Source organism: Amycolatopsis sp. NPDC051045, from assembly GCF_040682955.1.
Lineage (GTDB): Bacteria > Actinomycetota > Actinomycetes > Mycobacteriales > Pseudonocardiaceae > Amycolatopsis.
Window position 1 is genome coordinate 316,023 of record NZ_JBFBCC010000007.1, and the last position, 18,667, is coordinate 334,689.

At 72.2% G+C, this 18,667-nt stretch carries 14 protein-coding genes; 12 read left to right on the forward strand and 2 right to left on the reverse strand.

The window, feature by feature from the left end:
* Nucleotides 1–174 precede the first annotated feature (174 nt).
* Together AB0M80_RS19570 and AB0M80_RS19575 are read left to right on the forward strand one after the other, a co-directional pair.
* On the forward strand, nucleotides 175–2,499 hold the full coding sequence (locus tag AB0M80_RS19570; protein ID WP_364566410.1) for a beta-L-arabinofuranosidase domain-containing protein: 2,325 nt from the start codon (nucleotides 175–177) through the stop codon (nucleotides 2,497–2,499).
* 247 nt (nucleotides 2,500–2,746) lie between these two features.
* Entirely contained in the window at nucleotides 2,747–4,132 is a 1,386-nt protein-coding gene (locus tag AB0M80_RS19575; RefSeq protein WP_364566413.1) for an endo-1,4-beta-xylanase, read from the forward strand.
* Between the two features lie 52 nt (nucleotides 4,133–4,184).
* On the opposite strand, the gene AB0M80_RS19580 is transcribed toward AB0M80_RS19575, so the two are convergent.
* Nucleotides 4,185–5,375 (reverse strand): helix-turn-helix domain-containing protein, encoded by a 1,191-nt coding sequence (locus tag AB0M80_RS19580; protein WP_364566416.1) that lies wholly within the window; start codon nucleotides 5,373–5,375, stop codon nucleotides 4,185–4,187.
* 185 nt (nucleotides 5,376–5,560) lie between these two features.
* Here AB0M80_RS19580 and AB0M80_RS19585 point away from each other — a divergent pair, with 185 nt between their 5' ends.
* From AB0M80_RS19585 to AB0M80_RS19620, 8 genes are all read left to right on the forward strand, one after another.
* Complete coding sequence (locus AB0M80_RS19585) at nucleotides 5,561–5,818, forward strand: phosphopantetheine-binding protein (RefSeq protein ID WP_364566419.1); 258 nt, start codon at nucleotides 5,561–5,563, stop codon at nucleotides 5,816–5,818.
* A complete protein-coding gene (locus tag AB0M80_RS19590; protein WP_364566422.1) occupies nucleotides 5,815–7,062 on the forward strand; it encodes a beta-ketoacyl-[acyl-carrier-protein] synthase family protein in 1,248 nt (415 codons plus the stop codon). Before AB0M80_RS19585 ends, AB0M80_RS19590 begins: the two co-directional genes overlap by 4 nt.
* Before the next feature lie 21 nt (nucleotides 7,063–7,083).
* Entirely contained in the window at nucleotides 7,084–8,094 is a 1,011-nt protein-coding gene (locus tag AB0M80_RS19595; protein ID WP_364566424.1) for a ketoacyl-ACP synthase III, read from the forward strand.
* Nucleotides 8,095–8,246: 152 nt separating this feature from the next.
* Nucleotides 8,247–9,002, forward strand: coding sequence for a glycosyltransferase family 2 protein (locus tag AB0M80_RS19600; RefSeq protein WP_364566427.1), 756 nt, complete (start codon nucleotides 8,247–8,249; stop codon nucleotides 9,000–9,002).
* A complete protein-coding gene (locus AB0M80_RS19605) occupies nucleotides 8,999–10,180 on the forward strand; it encodes a cytochrome P450 (protein WP_364566430.1) in 1,182 nt (393 codons plus the stop codon). The genes AB0M80_RS19600 and AB0M80_RS19605 overlap by 4 nt, the downstream gene beginning before the upstream one ends.
* On the forward strand, nucleotides 10,177–11,715 hold the full coding sequence (locus AB0M80_RS19610; RefSeq protein ID WP_364566433.1) for a class I adenylate-forming enzyme family protein: 1,539 nt from the start codon (nucleotides 10,177–10,179) through the stop codon (nucleotides 11,713–11,715). The genes AB0M80_RS19605 and AB0M80_RS19610 overlap by 4 nt, the downstream gene beginning before the upstream one ends.
* Nucleotides 11,712–12,608, forward strand: a complete 897-nt coding sequence (locus tag AB0M80_RS19615; protein WP_364566435.1) for an NAD(P)-dependent oxidoreductase — start codon at nucleotides 11,712–11,714, stop codon at nucleotides 12,606–12,608. Before AB0M80_RS19610 ends, AB0M80_RS19615 begins: the two co-directional genes overlap by 4 nt.
* 201 nt (nucleotides 12,609–12,809) lie before the next feature.
* Entirely contained in the window at nucleotides 12,810–15,527 is a 2,718-nt protein-coding gene (locus AB0M80_RS19620) for a BTAD domain-containing putative transcriptional regulator (RefSeq protein WP_364566437.1), read from the forward strand.
* A 35-nt stretch (nucleotides 15,528–15,562) separates the two neighbouring features.
* On the opposite strand, the gene AB0M80_RS19625 is transcribed toward AB0M80_RS19620, so the two are convergent.
* Nucleotides 15,563–16,843 carry a pentapeptide repeat-containing protein gene (locus AB0M80_RS19625; RefSeq protein WP_364566440.1) on the reverse strand — a complete coding sequence of 427 codons (1,281 nt, stop codon included), beginning with the start codon at nucleotides 16,841–16,843 and terminating at the stop codon, nucleotides 15,563–15,565.
* 215 nt (nucleotides 16,844–17,058) lie between these two features.
* Here AB0M80_RS19625 and AB0M80_RS19630 point away from each other — a divergent pair, with 215 nt between their 5' ends.
* Nucleotides 17,059–17,382 (forward strand): YciI family protein, encoded by a 324-nt coding sequence (locus AB0M80_RS19630; protein WP_364566442.1) that lies wholly within the window; start codon nucleotides 17,059–17,061, stop codon nucleotides 17,380–17,382.
* Nucleotides 17,379–18,611 carry a DUF6596 domain-containing protein gene (locus AB0M80_RS19635; protein WP_364566445.1) on the forward strand — a complete coding sequence of 411 codons (1,233 nt, stop codon included), beginning with the start codon at nucleotides 17,379–17,381 and terminating at the stop codon, nucleotides 18,609–18,611. The genes AB0M80_RS19630 and AB0M80_RS19635 overlap by 4 nt, the downstream gene beginning before the upstream one ends.
* Nucleotides 18,612–18,667: the final 56 nt, after the last annotated feature.

Below are 18,667 nucleotides of genomic sequence, written 5' to 3' on the forward strand. Positions count from 1 at the left end.
CTGGGATCGGACCGCACCGGGTAATTTTCACCCGGTTCGAGGCCGCGGTTGCCCGCATTCCGCGCTGTTCACGCACCTGAGCGACCGACGGACCGACGTCGGGGCCGTGACAGCCGGCAATGTTAGCGCTAACGTGCCACCGCGTCCTCCTCTCAGCGACGAACGGAGAACCCGGTGAACTCGTCTTTCACCCGGCGGCGACTGCTGCAAGCCGTCGGAGCCACCGCCCTCGCCTCGGCCGCCGGACCCGCCCTCGGCGCGGCGCCCGCCCAGGCGGCCACCGCCCCGGTCCGCTCGGACGCCGGGGTGTCCGCGTTCCCGTTCGAGCTCGGCCAGGTGCGGCTGACCGCGAGCCGGTGGCTGGACAACCAGAACCGGACGCAGAACTACCTCCGGTTCGTCGACGTCAACCGGCTGCTGTACAACTTCCGGGCCAACCACCGGCTCTCCACCAACGGCGCGGCCACCAACGGCGGCTGGGACGCGCCCAGCTTCCCGTTCCGCAGCCACGTGCAGGGGCACTTCCTGACGGCCTGGGCGCAGCTGTGGGCCGTCGCCGGCGACACCACCTGCCGGGACAAGGCCACCGCCATGGTCGCCGAACTGGCCAAGTGCCAGGCCAACAACGGCGCCGCCGGGTTCACGGCCGGGTACCTGTCCGGCTTCCCCGAGTCGGACTTCGACGCCCTCGAGGCCGGGCGCCTGACGAACGGCAACGTGCCGTACTACTGCGTCCACAAGACGATGGCCGGCCTGCTCGACGTGTGGCGTTACGCCGACAGCACACAGGCCCGTGACGTGCTGCTGAACCTGGCGGCGTGGGTCGATCGGCGCACCGGAAGACTGAGCTACAGCCAGATGCAGTCGGTGCTGGGCACCGAGTTCGGCGGCATGAACGCGGTGCTGACCGACCTCTACCAGTACACCGGCGACGCGCGGTGGCTGACCGTCGCGCAGCGGTTCGACCACGCCGCCGTGTTCGACCCGCTGGCGGCGAACCGGGACCAGCTCAACGGCTTGCACGCCAACACCCAGGTGCCCAAGTGGATCGGCGCCGCGCGCGAGTACAAGGCCACGGGCACCACCCGCTACCGGGACATCGCCACCAACGCGTGGAACATCACCGTCGGCGCGCACACCTACGCCATCGGCGGCAACAGCCAGGCCGAGCACTTCCGCGCGCCCAACGCCATCGCCGCGTACCTCAACCAGGACACGTGCGAGAGCTGCAACACCTACAACATGCTCAAGCTGACCAGGGAACTGTTCGCGCTGTACCCGGACCGTGCCGACCTGGCCGAGTACTACGAGCGGGCGCTGCTCAACCAGATGATCGGCCAGCAGAACCCGGCCGACGCCCACGGGCACATCACGTACTTCAATTCGCTCAACCCGGGCGGCCGCCGCGGCGTCGGCCCCGCCTGGGGCGGCGGCACGTGGAGCACCGACTACGACTCGTTCTGGTGCTGCCAGGGCAGCGGGCTGGAAACCCAGACGAAACTGGCGGACTCGATCTACTTCTCCGCCGGCACCACGCTGATCGTGAACCTCTTCCTGCCCTCGGTGCTCACCTGGACCCAGCGCGGCATCACCGTCACCCAGACCACGTCGTACCCGGCGAGTGACACGACCACGCTGACGGTCACCGGGAACGCGAGCGGGACCTGGGCCATGCGCATCCGCATTCCGAGCTGGGCGGCCGGGGCGACCATCAGCGTCAACGGCGTCGCGCAGAACGTGACCGCCACCCCCGGCGGTTACGCCACCCTGACCCGGTCCTGGGCCGCGGGCGACGCGGTCACCGTCCGGCTGCCCATGAAACCGGTCCTGCGGCCGGCCAACGACAACGCGAACGTCGCGGCGATCACCTACGGCCCGGTCGTCCTGGCCGGCAACTACGGCACCAGCTCCCTGAGCGCGCTCCCGGCCCTCGACCAGAGTTCGATCACGCGGACCAGCAGCAGCGCGCTCGCCTTCAGCGCCAAGGCCAACGGTTCCACGGTCAACCTGGTGCCCTTCTACGACGCGCAGGGCTTCAACTACACGGTCTACTGGAACACCGGCGGCGGCTCCGGCGGGACGACGTCCCGGCTGGTCAACGTGGGCAGCGGGCTGGTGCTGGGCGTCGAGAACATGTCCACCGCCGACGGCGGCCGCGCGCTGCAGTGGTCGGACAGCGGTACCGCGGACCACAACTGGGAAATCGTCACCGACGGGACCGCCGTCCGGTTCCGCAACGCCAACAGCGGCAAGGTGCTCGGCGTCCGTGACATGGCGACCGCGGACAACGCCCAGGTCCTCCAGTGGGCGGACAACGGCACGGCCGACCACCGGTGGACCGTCGTCGACCAGGGGGACGGGACGGCGAAGATCCGCAACGTCAACAGCGGCAAGCTGCTGACCATCGAGAACGGCTCGACCGCCACCGGTGCGTTCGCCGTGCAGGGCCCCGACAACGGCGCCGCCGCCACCCGGTGGCGGATCGTGCGCAACGGCTGACCGGCACGCCGGGCCGGGCCGGCCGAGTGACGTCCTCGGCCGGCCCGGCTGCGGCCTGCGCGCTCCACCGGCGGACACCGCGCGGAATCCGGTGCTCCGTGGCCGGATTCTCCGAAAGTCGATCGAAACTTTTTGCGTGGCGATCCGGCGGCGTGCTCTCCTGCTGGCAGTAGCGGAAATCTCATCGATTCGTCCAGGTGCCGACGACTCGGCGTTTTCTGGGCGTGCAGCCCGAAGGAGAGCACGGATGGCAGGAACTTCGTCGGACCCGCGCCGCAGACGCTGGTGGCGGTCACCGGCCAGTCGCGTACTGGCCGGAGTGACCACCGTGGCCGCGGCGGCGGCCGTCCTCGTGACGGCGCCCGGCGCCGATGCCGCGGCCGGCACGCTGGGCGCCGCGGCCGCGCAGTCCGGCCGGTACTTCGGCACGGCGATCGCGGGGAGCAGACTCGGCAATTCGGCGTACACCACCATCGCGGCGCGCGAGTTCAACATGGTGACCGCCGAAAACGAGATGAAGCCCGACGCCACCGAGCCCAACCAGAACCAGTTCAACTTCTCGGCGGGCGACCAGATCTACAACTGGGCGGTCAGTCACGGCTCGCGGGTCCGGGGTCACACGCTCGCCTGGCACGCCCAGCAACCGGGCTGGATGCAGAACATGAGCGGCAGCAACCTCCGCAACGCGATGATCAACCACATCCAGAAGGTGATGGCCCACTACCAAGGAAAACTCGCCTACTGGGACGTGGTCAACGAGGCCTTCAACGAAGACGGCAGCCGTCGTTCGTCGAACCTGCAGAGCACGGGCAACGACTGGATCGAGGTCGCGTTCCGGACCGCCCGCGCGGCCGACCCGTCGGTGAAACTCTGCTACAACGACTACAACATCGACAACTGGAGCTACGGCAAGACCCAAGGCGTGTACCGCATGATCCAGGACTTCAAGTCCCGCGGTGTGCCGATCGACTGCGTGGGCCTGCAGGCCCACTTCACCGGCGGCAGCTCGGTCCCCGGCAACTTCCAGACCACGCTCTCCAGCTTCGCGGCGCTCGGCGTCGACGTGGCGCTCACCGAGGTCGACGTCACGAACTCGAACACTGCGCAGTACTCGGCGCTGACCCAGGCGTGCATGAACGTCGCGCGCTGCGTCGGCATCACCGTGTGGGGCGTGCGGGACAGCGACTCGTGGCGGTCCGGCGAGAGTCCGCTCCTGTTCGACGGCAACGGCAACAAGAAGGCCGCCTACACCTCGGTGCTGAACGCCCTCAACGCCGGGGGCACGACCACGACCCCGACGACCACCCCGACGGGGCCCACGACCCCGACGACCCCGACGACCCCCACCACCACGCCCACGACGCCGGGCGGGGGCAGTTGCAGCGCAACGCTTTCGGCCGGGCAGTCCTGGGGTGACCGGTACAACCTCAACGTTTCGGTCAGCGGCTCCTCCTCGTGGACGGTCACGATGAACGTGCCCAGCCCGGCGAAGATCAGTTCGACCTGGAACGTCAACGCCACCTGGCCCAGCAGCCAGGTGATGGTCGGGACACCCAACGGCAGTGGCAACAACTTCGGTGTCACCATCATGGCCAACGGGAACTGGAACTGGCCCAGCGTCAGTTGCAGCTAGCCGAAATCCGTGCATGCCACCTGGAGGGATTCAGCGTCCCTCAAGGTGGCATTCACGGATTTTCCCGGGGCGCCATCAGGGCCAGGCGGCAGCACAGCTGGTGCCGGTCGTCTTCCAGGGAGGCGCCGGTGAGCTGCTCCAGCTTGCGCAGCCGGTTGAGGACCGTGTTCCGGTGGCAGTACAGCAGTTCGCCCGCGCGGGCGGCGGAGCGGCCCGCGCGGAACCACGCCCGCAGCGTCTCCAGGAGCACTTGACGTTCTTCGTCTTCCAATTCCAGGACGCGGCCCAAAGCCTTGGCCGCCAGCCGCTGGGCCAGCCGCGGGCTGGCGGCCACCAGTGCCTCGGGCAACCGGTCGTCGAGCACGGCCAGCCCCGGCACCTCCGCCGGCTGGGTCTGCAGCGCGAGTTCGGCCAGCCGGTAGGCGATCCCGATCTCGGCCAGCCCGGCGACCTCGCCGGACATACCCGCGCGGTGGTGCAGGTGGGGCGTGAGCAGGGCGGCCAGCCGGCCCGGGGTGACGCCGCCCAGCTCCAGCAGCCAGACGACGCGGTCCCGGTACGGCGCCACGGCCACGCGCACCCCCACCGCCGCCAGTTCGGGTACCGGGGCCATGTCCTCGGCCGCCAGGTCGCAGACGACCAGGACCACGACGTACCGGCCGTGCAGGGGCAACCCCAGGCCGGCCTCGGCGTCCGCCGCCACGGCGGGGTCGACGCCACGGCCCTCGACGAGCACCCCGAGCAGCCGTTCCCGGCGCCGGTTCGCCCGCGTCTGCAGCTGGATCTCCCGGGACCGGTACCCCTCGACCATCGCCATCGAGACGCGATCGGTCGCCTGCCACAGCACCATCACGCCGTCGACGAACTCGTCCAGCTCGTCCGGTGACCGGCGGCGGGCCGCGGTCAGCAGCATGTCCCACAGCAGCTCGGTGCCCAACCGGAACAGGTGCAGCACCGCCTCCAGGGGGACGCCCTGTTCGGCGCGGCGGCGGCCGGTGGCCAGCGGGGCCGCCATCCAGTCCCGCGCTTCGTGCTCGCCGCTCATCAGGAGCAGCGCGCTGCGGGCGTTGTCCATGAACGACTGCCGCATGTCCGCGGGCGCCATCCAGTCATCGCGCGCGTAGAACGTCTTCTCCTCGACGGCAGCCCGCTCGACCAGCCGGTCGGCGAAGGCCGGCAGCTCGGCGAGGACGGCGGCGGCCACCTCGCGGATGACCGTCCTGGCGTGCGGTGGCCCCGGCATCCGCCGACGATAGCGCTTCGGCCGGCTGGGCAGTTGCCGCGAACCGGTTGTGCGCGGCGCACAGCCGGCCCGGGAACGGGCCGCGCGCACGGCCACCCGTCAGCTGTCGGTCAGCGCCCGTCGCCAACCTCCTCGGTGTGGCCCTCCGGCCCGGTAGCTCCACTCAATCCACCCGAGAGGCAACTGTGACCACCTCAGACGACGTCGAGCGCACCCTGGCCCAGCTGATCGAGAAGGTGTCCGGGACCGATCCGCTGGCCCGGTCCGCCGGACGCCCGTTGACCGGCCTGTCGCTGCGCGACGAACTGGACATCGACTCGCTGGCCATGGTCGAGCTGACCGACGAGATCGAAAACAGCTACGGCCTGACGATCCCCGAGGACGGCCTCCACCGGCTGCACACCTTCGGCGACGTCGCCGACTACCTGCGCGCCGTGGCGTGAACGGCCTGCCGCGCAACGACATCGAGGTCGTGGTCACCGGCGTCGGCGCGACCACGCCGCTGGGCGGTGACGTGCCGGCCACCTGGGAGGGGTTGCTCGCCGGCCGCGGCGGAGCGTCGGCGCTGGACACCGAATGGACGCGGGAGTACCAGTTCCCGGTGCGCATCGCCGCGCGGCTGGCCGTCGAGCCCGACCGGGACCTGGACCACGTCGAGCTCAAGCGCATGGACCGGGCCGAACAGCTGGCCGTGGTCGCGTCCCGGCAGGCCTGCCGGGACGCGAGCCTGACCGGCGACACGGTGGACCCCCTCCGGTGCGGCGTGGTGATCGGCACCGGGATCGGGGGCGCGACGACGCTGGTCGCCCAGCACGACGCCCTGCGGGAGGGGGGTTTGCGCGCGGTGTCGCCGCAATTGATCCCGATGGTCATGCCCAACGGGCCGGCCGCGCTGGTCGGCCTCGCGCTGCGGGCGCGGGCCGGGGTGCACGCCCCGATGTCGGCCTGCGCGTCCGGGGCCGAGGCGATCGCGTGGGCCTGGCGGATGATCATGGCGGGGGAGGCCGACGTCGTGGTCGCCGGCGGTACGGACGCCTGCATCACGCCCGCCATCATGGCGGGGTTCACGCGGGCGCGGTCGATGAGCACCCGCAACGCCAGCCCCGAGACGGCGTCCCGCCCGTTCGACGCGGGCCGGGACGGCTTCGTGCTGGGGGAGGGGGCCGGCATCCTCGTGCTGGAGCGGGCGGGCTTCGCCGCGGCGCGGGGTGTGAAGGCGTACGGCACGCTCGCCGGCGTGGGCATGAGCAACGACGCCCACCACATCACCGCGCCGGACCCGGACGGTGTCGGGCAGAGCACCGCCATCACCACCGCCCTGCGCCGCGCGGGGCTCGGTGCCGAGGACATCGGCCACGTGAACGCGCACGCGACGTCCACGCCGCTGGGCGACCTGACCGAGAGCGTCACGATCCGGCGCGTCCTCGGCGACGGCCCGGTGGTCACCGCGCCGAAGGGGGCGCTGGGCCACCTGCTCGGGGGATCCGGCGCGGTCGAGGCGATCGCGACCGTGCTGTCGGTCCGGGACGGTCTGGTGCCGCCCACGGCCAACCTCGACACGCTCGACGACCGGATCGGCCTCGACGTCGTGGCCGGCGAACCGCGCCGGGTCACGCTCACCGCGGCGATCAGCAACTCGTTCGGTTTCGGCGGGCACAACGTCACCTTGGCGTTCACGAATGGCTGAGACAAGCGAAAGGACGCTGTCATGAACGTGGCGATCGGCGGGGTATCCGCCCATCTGCCTCCGACCCTGGTCGCCGACCGGGAGATCGAGGAACGCATCGCCCGCCGGAGCCCCGGCTTCACGCCCCGGCCGGGCGCCATCGGCAAGCTCAGCGGGATCAGGACGCGGCACCGCGCCGCCGCCGGCGAGCTGGCCTCCGACCTCGCCGTGGCCGCGGCCGCGAAACTGCTGTCCGAAAAGGGATGGGGCGTGGAGGAGGTGGACCTGATCGTGTTCGCGTCCGCCTCGCAGGACCTGATCGAGCCGGCCACGGCGCACGTCGTGGCCGCCAAGCTCGGCGCGTCCTGCCCGGTGTTCGACGTCAAGAACGCCTGCAACAGCTTCCTCAACGGGATGCAGGTCGCGGAGGCGCTCATCCGCGGCGGGCAGTACCGCCGCATCCTGGTCTGCACGGGCGAAACCGGCTCCCGGGTGGTCCGGTGGTCGGTCGCGGACCGCGCGCAGTTCGTGGACTCCCTCGCCGGCTACACCCTGTCCGACGCCGGGGCCGCGATGCTGCTGGAAGCGTCGGCGGGCCCGGGTATCTTCCACCGGGACTTCTCCGCGGATTCGTCCCGCTGGAACGTCAGCTCGATCCCGGGACACGGCGGCGCGAACTCCCGTGATCCGGTCGCCGACGGCTTCATGCGCGGCGAGGGCCGCACCTTGATGGAGTCCGTGATGCGCGGGGTCCGGCCGCAGCTGGACGCCGCACTGGCGCGCACCGGGCTGAGCCGGGACGATTTCGCGGTCTTCTGCGTGCACCAGGTCGGCCTGCCGCACCTGCGGGTCTTCCTCGAGGGCAGCGGTGTCCCGGAAGACAAACTCGTCGTGACGATCGCCGACCACGGCAACGTCGCCTCGTGCAGCCTGCCGCTGCAGCTGAGCCTGGCGCTGGAGTCGGGCCGGTGCGGCCCGGGCGACAAGGTCGCGTTCATCGGGCTGGCCGGCGGGATCAGCATCGGCGTGCTGTTCGCGGAGCTGCCGTCATGAGCACCCGGTCCGGGGGGAAGTCCCGGTTGTCACAGCGCGCTTTTCGGGGGTCCGGGTGGCGAAGCCCCCGGCCCGGGGCGAAGTCCCGGTTGTCACAGCGCGCTTTTCGGGGGTCCGGGTGGCGAAGCCCCCGGCCCGGGGCGAAGCCCCGGTTGTCACAGCTGTGGGTCGTCATCCCCGCGTACAACGAGGAAAAGTGGATCGAGGGGCCGCTGCGCTCGCTCGCCGGCCAGCGCTACCCCGACTTCACCGTGCTGGTGGTGGACAACGCGAGCACGGACGCGACGGCCGACGTGGTCCGCGCGTTCGCCGCGGCGCATCCCGGGATGGACGTCCGGGTGATCAGCGAACCGCAGAAGGGCACCGGAGCCGCCTGCGACACCGGCGTGCGCCGGGCCATCGAGTGCGGCGCCACCCACGTGGCCCGGACCGACGCGGACTGCCTCGTCGCACCACAGTGGACGGAAGCCGTCATGCGGGGGTTCGCGTCCGGGCTGGAACTGGTCGGGGGCCGGTTCAAGGCGCGCACCGACGACTTCGCCGTGTCCCGGCCGGAGCGGGCCGTGCTGGCGTTCCTGGTGGCGTTCGGCGGGTTCTTCGCGCGGTTCCGCCGCGCCAACCGGGGACCGGAGTACCTCGGGCCGTACCTGTTGTGCGCGGGCGGGAACACCGCCATCACCGCGCGCCTGTACGAGCGGTGCGGTGGTTATCCCCGCTCGTCCATCGAGGAGGACCACGAAGACCGCACGCTGGTGAACCGCGTCCGGTGCGTGACCCGGGCCTACGGGCGGCGCCGGGACATGGTCGTGTACTGGTCGCAGCGGCGGACCAAGGCCTGGGGTATCCGCAACACCTTCGCCTGGTACACCAGCCACGGCTACCAGGGCGAGACGGTGGACGTGCGATGAGGGCGAGCGCGCACGAGCTGCGGCTGCAACTGGCGGCGCACCCGCTGGCGTACCCGGTCATCCGCGTCCTCGGCCGGCTGGGTCCCGTGGTGCGGGTGCCCGGACTGGGCGTCATCGTGAACGAGGCGGCGGTGGCCCGGGAAGTGCTGACCGACACCGAGACCTTCCGCAGCGGTGGCGGCACCGAGGCGGACCTGTGGACGCCGGTCTTCGGCCCTTCGATGCTGGTCAACATGGACGGCCCCGACCACCGGGCGATGCGGCGCAAGCTCGCCGAATTCTTCACGCCCGCCTACGTCCGCCAGCTGATCGACGCGGTGTGCACCGAGCCACTGGCCCGGGTGGCCGAGACGTTGAGCCGGGGCCGGCCGGTGGATGTCGTGCACACGACCAAGATCGTGGCCGGGGCGGTGACCAGCGCGCTGGTCGGCTTCACCGTCACGGGGTCCACGGCGGAGCGGGAGGCGGCCTACCTGCGGATGACCGGGCAGGCCACGGCGATCATCGGCCTGGTGAAACTGGGCAAGCTCAGCCTGAACGCCCAGCAGATCGCCAGGGCACGCGCCATCGTCGCGGAAATCGGCACCACGACTTCGCTCGCCTGGGAGAAGGGGGACGAGAACACCGCCGTCGGCCGGATGCGGGCGTTCGGGCTGGCCGAAGCCGAGGCGCGGGGGCTCGCGTCGGCGTTCCTGATCGCCGGCACCGAGACGATCACCAGCCTGCTGCCCCGGATGGTCGCGGTGCTCCACGACCACGGCGAGCTCGCCGGTGTCGCCGCGGCCCACCGGAGCGGTGACCCGCAGCCGGTGGAGGCCGCGATCAACGAGACGGCCCGGCTGATCACCCCCGCGCCGATCATCCTGCGCAACGCGGTCCGGCCCGGGCGGATCGGCGGGGTCGAGGTACGCGCCGGGGACCGGGTCGTCTTGTCGACTCTCAACTGCGCCAAGGCGCACGGCCGGTTCGATCTCGGCCGCGCGCACCCGCCGGAGCTGCGGCGGCTGTGGTTCGGGGCGGGGCCGCACTTCTGCCTCGGTTATCCGCTCGCCATGGCCGAGATCCACGCCATCCTCGGCACCCTGTTCGACGGCGCTCCGCTGCGGATCACCGCTCGCCGCGCCGCACCCGGAGTGCTCTTCCCCGCTTACCGGCGACTGGAGGTCAGCAGCGCATGAACGATTTCGTGACCCGATTCCTGAGCGAAGCCGGCAAGCGGCCCGGCGAAGTGGCCGTCATCGATCCGGACGGCACCACGACGACCTTCGGCGACCTGCGCCGCCTCGCGCTCGCGGTGAGCACCGGGCTGCGCGCCGAGGGACTGGAGCCCGGTGACGGCGTCCTGTTCGCCGTCCGCAATTCGGCCGAGGCGATCGGCCTGTTCCTGGGTGCGCTGCAGGCCGGTGCGGTGCTCATCTCGGCGGACACGGCCGTCGGGCCGGCACTGGTGTCGGCGCGGCTGCGGGCCTACCGGCCGCGCTGGCTGATCGCGGAGTCGCTGTTCTACACGGCGAGCGTGGTGGGGCCGGTCCGCGGCTTCTGCCGGCGCCGGGGCTGGCCGGTGCCGGACCTGCGGCAGGCGATCGCCGATCGCGGCATCCGGCACGTCCACATCGGACGCCGGCTGCCGGGGGTGCCGCGCTCGGCCCGGCCGCTGCGGAAATTGCCGGCCCGGGCGCCGGGTCCGGCGCCCGAACCGGACTGGGACGCGCCCGCGCTCATCGTGTTCACCTCGGGCACCACGGAACAGCCGAAGGGTGTCGTGCACACGCTGCGGTCGCTGACCTCGGCGGTGACGATGCTCGGCGAGCACCTGCCGTTCGCGCCCGGTGACGTGATGCACGCCGACGGCATCATGGCCGGGCTGCCCGCGTTGCTGGGCGGCGCCCGGCTGTCCCTGCCGAAACCGTCCGCGCCGCCCGAGCGCTTCGCCCACGACCTCGCGGCCCGGCGGGTGACCCACGCCTACGGGGTGCCGGTGCACCTGGCCGAGGTGTTCCGCGTCCTCCCGAAGTGGCCCGGGCACGTCCGCCACCTGGTGATGGGGTCCGCGCCCGCGGCACCCGCCGTGCTGCGGCAGGCGCTGGCCGCGGTACCGGGCGGGGAAGTGCTCTCGATCTACGCGATGACCGAGGCGATCCCGCTCGCCGTCGCCCGCGCGGAGGACAAGCTGGCGCACATCGAGCGGGGGCTCCCGGGTGATCTGCTCGGGACACCGTCGTCCGGGGTGACCGCCCGGATCGCCGAGGACGGCGAACTGCTGGTGTCCGCGCCCAACGCCTGCCTCGGCTACCTCGGTGCGCCACGGCTGACCGAGCTGGCCACCGGCGACCTGGCCACGCTGGACGACGACGGCCGGATCGTCATGACGGGCCGTAAGAAGGACATGTTCATCAGGGGCACGTACAACATCTATCCCGGCCTGTACGAGCCGTCGATCGCGTTGCTGGAGGGAGTCCGGGAAGCGGCGATGGTCGGCACGCCCGACCCGGTGACCGAGGACGAGACCGTGGTGCTCGCGGTCGTGGCCGACAGCGACGACGTGGACCCGGCCCGCCTCGTCCGGCGGCTGCGCCGGCAGCTGCCCGAGCTCATCGACGCCGAGGCCGTGCCCGACCACATCGTCGTCCTGCCGGAACTGCCGCGCTCGGGCCGGTCCCGCAAGCTCGACCGGCGGCGGCTGCGTGAGCTGATCGCCGCGGGCCGGCCATGAGACTGGCGGTGACCGGCGCGACCGGTTTCGTCGGCGGCGCGGTCTGCCGGGCCGCCGCGGCGGCGGGCTGGCCGGTGACGGCTTTCGGCAGGCGTGCGGCGGCGGACCCGGAGCACATCGGCGGTGCGCGGTACCGGTCGTGGGACATCGCGGCGGGCAAGCTCGCCGAACCCCCCGACGTCGACGCGGTGGTGCACTGCGCGGCGTCCGCGACCGACACCGGGGTGGCCCGCGAAGTGTGGCGGACCAACCTCCTCGGTACCCACCACGTGCTGGCGTCGTTCCCCGGCTGCCGCATCGTCCACGTCAGCAGCGCCAGCGTGTACGACCCGTACCGGCCGACTGTGCGGGCGAAGGAGCACGAAGCTCCGGTGAGCCGCTACCTCAACGTCTACGCCGCGGCCAAGGCCGCGGCCGAACAGCTCGTGCGGGCCGTCGCCCGCGAGGCGATCGTCCTGCGGCCCCACGCCGTCTACGGCACCGGCGACACGACTCTGCTGCCGCGGTTGCTGGAGAACGTGCGCGGGAACCGGTTGCTGGTCCCCGGCAACGGCACGGTACTGGTCAGCATGACCGAGGTGGGCAGCCTGGCGCGCGCCTGCCTGCTCGCCGCGGCCGCCGAAACCGTGCCCTCGGGCGTGTTCAACATCGCCGACAGCGCTCCGGTGACGATCGACTGGGCCGTGCGCGGCCTGCTGGCCTCGGCGGGAGTGCCCGCACGACCGGCGTACCTGCCGGCCGGCCTGCTGTCCCCGCTCGCGAGAGTGTTTCCCGGGGGACGGCTGAACCGGTACGTCATCAGCCAGTTCGCGATGGAACGCTCCCTGGACATCACCGCGGCGATCGACCGGCTCGGCTACGAGCCGGCACCCACGGCGTTCCCGCCACCGTGACGCGGACGTTCGCGCCCCCGGTGGAGGGCGCGACCCCCAACGACGCGCCCGCCACCGGGTCGCCCCGGCATTCCCCCTCTTTCGCCGTGCCCCTAGGGTTCCGGACGCCGTCCTCGTTTCGTCCTCGCGCCGGCATCTGCCGCTTCACCTGCGCGTTTCGGACCCGGACGCGGGCGTCGGCCGGAAAACGAGGGGGATGCGATGAGGTTCCGGATTCTCGGGACGCTGGAAGTGCAGGCGTACGGAAGCCGGGTCACCCTGGCGAGCCCGCGTCAGCAGCGCGCGCTCGCCGCCCTGCTGCTCAATCCCAACTCGGTCGTCCCGGTGGAGCGCATGATCGACGCGCTCTGGGAGGACGAGCCGCCGGCCACGGCGGTGAAGCAGGTGCGGAACTGTGTTTCCGCCCTGCGGGGCCGGCTCGGCGAAGCCGGCGGGGCGATCGTCACCGACGGGCCCGGGTACCGCCTGCAGACCGACGCCGACGACCTCGACTCCCTCCGGTTCCGCCGCCACGTCGCGGCCGCACGAGGACTCGCCGGCCGGGCGAAGCTCGTCGACGCCGTCGAAGAGATCCGCAAGGCGCTCGCGCTGTGGCGTGGCCCGGCGCTCGACGGGCTGCGGACGACGACGCTGGCCGGTCGCGCCGCGCTGCTCGACGAACAGCGCGCCGACGCCGTGGAACTCTGCGCCGAATGGCGGCTGCGGCTCGGCGAAACGGCTGAGGTCGTCCGCGAGCTGACCGAGTTCTGCGGCGAGCACCCGATGCGCGAGCTGTCCCACCTGCTCCTGATGCGTGCTCTGGCGAAGGAAGGCCGCTACGCCGAGGCCTCGACGTTGTTCCACGGCCTGCGCCGGCGGCTGGCCGACGAGCTCGGCGTCGATCCGAACCCCGACCTGCGGCGGCTCCACGAGCAGATCCTCACCGACGCCACGCCCGGTGCCCCGGCCGCCATCGCCCCCGAGCCGACGCCGGAAGCGCCGCCACGCCACCGGTTCGACCGTGCGGTCACCGAGCTGGCCGAAGCCGTCACGTGGCAGTGGCGCGCCGAAGCCGAGCTGCGTTCGCTGCACCGGCCGCAGCCGATCATGCTGCGCTGGTCGGCGGTCGCGGGCCCGGGAAAGCCCGCGCTGCGCGGCGACCTCGACGACATCGCGGAGACGTTCGCCGCGCTGCCCGTGCCGCAGCTGGTGGTGCTCGGCGATCCCGGCTCCGGCAAGTCGGTGCTCGCCCTGATGCTGACGCTGGAGCTGCTGCGCACCCGGGCGCCGGACACCCCGGTCCCGGTCCTGCTGTCCCTGGCGTCGTGGGATCCGCGGCGGGAGCACCTCGACCGGTGGCTGGCGAGCCGGCTCGCCGACAACCACCCGGCCCTGCTCAACGCCCGGGAGTACGGGACCGACGCGCCCACCCGGCTCGTCCTCGGCGGCCACGTCGTCCCGGTCCTCGACGGCCTCGACGAGATGCCGGCCGACCTGCGCGCCGCGGCGCTGGACGCACTGGACCAGACCATGGCCGTGGGCCGCTCACTCGTGCTGACCTGCCGTTCCGTCGAGTACGAGCAGGTCACCCGCGAATCCGGCCCGGTGTTGAGAGCCGCGACCGTGGTGCGGCTGGAGCCCGTCGCCCGGCAGGAGGCGGTCACGTACCTGTCCGCGCGGGAGGGCGCCGGCCAGGACCGCTGGCTCCCCGTGGCCGACCGGCTGCGCCGGGATCCGGACGCACCGCTGGGCCGGGTGCTGCGGACGCCGTTGATGGTCGACCTGGCGCGGATCGTCTACGGCCGTCCCCACGCCGATCCCGCGGAGCTGCTCGACGCCGAAGACGCCGGGGCCATCGAGGGGCAGCTGCTCGACTCGTTCGTCCCCCACGCCTACGCGCAGGTGCCGCAGCCGCCGGGGCGGAACCCGAAGACCAGCCCGTCCGGGCGGTACACCGCGGCCCAGGCGACGCGCTGGCTGGGCTTCCTGGCCCGGCACCTCGAACGGGCCCGCAGCCGGGACCTGGCCTGGTGGCAGCTGTACCGGGCGGTGCCCGCCGGGACCCGCGCGGCCCTGATCGGCGTGCTGATCGCGCTGTGCTTCGTCGTCACCGGCTGGGTCGACGACGGTCCGGCGCTGGCGGCGGTCTACGGCCTGTCGTTCGGTGGCGCCGGCTACCTGACCCACCGCTTCGGGCGGGCGCCGGAGCCGCTGCGCACCGAGCTGCGCTTCGCCGGCGCCACCCGGAAGTTCGCCGGCCGCTTCGCGATCGGCGCGGGCGTGGGCGTCCTGCTCGGCCTGGGCTGGTCGCTGGCCACCGGCCTGGTCGTCTTCCTGGCGCTGGTGTTCGGCCTGGTGTTCGCGGTGCACGTGTGGCTGGCGAAACCGGTCGACGCCAGCCGCGTGTCGAGCCCGCAGACGATCCTGCGCAACGAGCGGACCGGGGCGATCGCGCTGTCCGTCTCGTTCATGGTGTCGCTGGGGCTGTTCGACGGGATGGCGTTCGCGTTCACCGCGCAGACGCGGTTCCTGCCGGTGCTGGGCGGCCGGTTCGACGTGGCGCTGGCCATCGCCGCCGGGCTGGCGGGCGCATCGTTCGGGTTCTTCATGGCCCGCGGCACCGCGGCGGCGTGCTACGGCCTGGCGGGCGCGATCGCGGGCGGCCAGGTGTTCCCGGCGGCCACGAGCCCGGTGCTGCCGTTCGTGGCCGGCGCGTGTTTCGGCGTGGGCATCGGCGTGACGGTCCTGGTGACGCGGGCGTGGGGCAACTACTTCGTCCACCACGTGTGGCTGGCCGCAACGGGCCGCCTGCCCTGGCGCCTGATGCACTTCCTCGACGACGCCCACCGCCGCGGCGTCCTGCGCCAGGCCGGCGGCGTCTACCAGTTCCGCCACGCCCGCGTCCAGGAACGGCTGGCCGCGGTCAGCGACGGCGGGTAGGCCGGTCGTCAGCGGCTCTGCAGGGCGTGGACGTATCAGGTGACCGGCGCCTGGGCCGTGTCTGCCGGTTCCAGCTTGTGCCAGCTGCCTCCGGAATCCGGCCACGGCTCGTCCGTGGTGGCCGACGCCGTCCAGCCCAGTGGCCAATGGGAAAGGCTCGCCGCCCGGACGCGGACGCCTCTGAACGTCTTGCGCAGCCGGTGGGCCGGCCGGGCGAACGCGGCGGCGTGGAAGGTGGTGGTTCCGGCGAAGACGGCGTCGTCGAACCGGACTTCCTGCTCGAAATGCGTGTCCGTGAACCCGGCGTCGGCGCGGAAGACGGCGTTGCCGAACCAGACGTGGTCGTGGAAGCGTGTTCGCGTGAACCGGGCGTCTCCGCCGAAGGTCGTGCCTCGGAACCGCGCCGCGGACAGGAACTGTGCGGTGCGAAACCGGGCGCCCTCGGCGAAGATCGCGTCGCTGAACCGGGCGCTGCCGGTGAACGTCGCGCGGTCGAACTCGGCGCGGTCGAGGAACACCGTTGCGCCGAGGTCGGCGTCGCCGTCGAAGGTCGCGCCGGTGAAGCGGGCGGACCGGACCCGGCAGCGCGCGAACCGGAAGTCGATGAGCGTGGCACCCACGAGGTCCAGGTCGATGTCCGGCCAGAACGTGTCGGCGTCGGAGCGCGAGTCCGTGCCCGGAGCCAGGTGCTGGGCGAGGATGCGCTGTGCGGTGATCCGGACGTGCTGTTCCTGCACCTGATCGGGGGACGGCTTCGGCGGGTCGCCTTCGGTGGCCGGTTCGAACGGCATCCGCAGGTAGGCGCACAGCACGTTGACGACGGTGGGTCGCTGCGATCGCGTGTTCTGCGCGAGCCGCTCGAGCGCGTACAGCCCGCCCAATCGGACCGGCGCCTTGTCCGAACCGAGCTGTTCGACGGACTTCGCGTAGAGCTCGGTGATCCTCCGCTCCGCGGCGTCGGCTTCGGTCGTGGCCGCGATGCGCTGCTGGTGGGCCAGGTTGTCGGCGGCAACGGCCTCGGTGTGCCGCTGGACGTGCTCCTTGTGCGCGAGGTCGCGGCGCTTCTCGACCAGGTCCTGTTCGGCGGTCTGCTGCCGGCGCGCGGCCAGCAGCAGCCCGACCGCCCCACCCGCGCCGAGCACGATCGTGCCGACGGTGCGGATCGCCTCCAGGCCGAGGCCGTACACCGCGAGCAACGGCCACCCGAGCCCGGCGGCCACCAGCACCAGGGCCGCCGCGCACCACGCGATCATGCGGTTCGTGAGCACCTTGCCCGGGGCTGCCGGAGACGTCACTTCGGACTGGTCATCAGCCATGCACCCATGGTGCCCGACGCCGGAAAAGTTCTCGAAAAATCCGGGAGGCATGTCGGATCGGGGTGGCGGTGTTCGTAGCAGGGGTGAAGGCGCCCCGTGCGGGGGTGGCGTCGAGGAAAGGGCACCGTGATCATGAGGCTGACGACCATCACCCGTGATCCCGGTCGGTCCGGCGCTCGCGCCGACCCTTGAACCCCAGAGGAGATGATCTTCCCATGCAGTACCTGGTTTCCGTCATCGACGACAAGAGCAATCCCGGCCGCACGGATCGGCAGCCGGCCATCAGCGCGTTCAACGAACGGTTGATCGCCGAGGGCTACTGGGTCTTCGCGGGCGGGCTCGCGGACACCGACGCGGCCACGGTCGTCGACAACCGGGGCGAGCAGGTGGTGTTCAGCGACGGGCCGTTCGTGGAGTCGAAGGAATACCTCGCCGGCTTCTGGGTGTGGGAGGCCCCCGATCTGGATGTGGCGCTCAAGCTCGCCACCGAGGCTTCGAAAGCCTGCGATCGGAAGATCGAGGTGCGGCCGTTCCGGTGAGTGACGTCGACGAGGCGGTCACCCGCGCCCACCACGACGAGTGGGCCCGGGTGGTGGCCGCACTGACCAGGCGGTTCGGTGACCTCGACGTCGCCGAGGAGGCGGCCGCCGAGGCGTTCGCGACCGCCGTCGAGCGGTGGCCGGCCGACGGTGTGCCGCCCAATCCCGGCGCCTGGCTGACCACCACCGCCCAGCGCAAGGCCATCGACCGGATCCGCCGGGAAAACAAGCGCGACGACAAGCACAAGGAGGCTCGGATGGTGTTCCACGACGACCCGCCCGAGCCGCTCGGCGCCATCGACGACGACCGGCTCCGGCTGGTCTTCACCTGCTGTCACCCGGCGCTGGCGATGGAGACCCGCGTGGCGCTGACGTTGCGCATGGTCGGCGGGCTGACGATGCCGGAGATCGCCCGCGCCTTCCTGGTGGCCGAGAGCGCCATGGGGCAGCGGATCACCCGCGCGAAGGCCAAGATCAAGGCGGCGCGCATCCCGTACCGGCTGCCGTCCGCCGAGGACCTCCCGGCCCGCGTCTCCGGCGTACTGGCCGTGCTGTTCCTCGTGTTCAACGAGGGCTACCTGGCGACCGGGCCCGGCACCGATCCCGTGCGGCACGACCTGACCGCCGAGGCGATCCGGCTGACCCGCCTGATCCACGCTCTCCTGCCGGACGACGGCGAGGTGGCCGGGTTGCTGGCGCTGATGCTCCTCATCGAGGCCCGCCGCCCCGCCCGCGTCTCGGCCGGCGAACTGGTCGCGCTCGACGAGCAGGATCGCGGGGCCTGGGACGTGGCGCTGATCGCCGAGGGGCACCGGCTGGTGCGTGAGCGCCTCGCCGCGGCCGCCGCCGGGGTGGCGCCGGGCCGCTACCAGATCCTCGCGGCGATCAACGCCGTGCACACCTCCGCCCGCGACGTGCGCGACACCGACTGGTCGCAGATCCTCGCCCTCTACGACCAGCTCGTCCGCCTCGACCCGTCGCCGGTCGTCGCCCTCAACCGGGCCATCGCGGTCGCCGAGCTCGACGGCCCGGAGGTGGCACTGGCCGCCGTCGACCGCCTCGAGCACAGGTTGGCCGGTTACCACGCCTACCACGCCGTCCGAGCCGACCTGCTGCGCCGGCTGGGCCGCAGCGAGGAGTCGCGCGCGGCGTACGGCAAAGCCATCGAACTGGCCGGCAACACCGCCGAGACCGCTTACCTGACCCGCCGCCGCGACCAGCTGCGGTAGCGCCGAACCCCGTGCGCCCGCCGCCGGAACCGTCCGTTGTGGACGGACACCGTGAC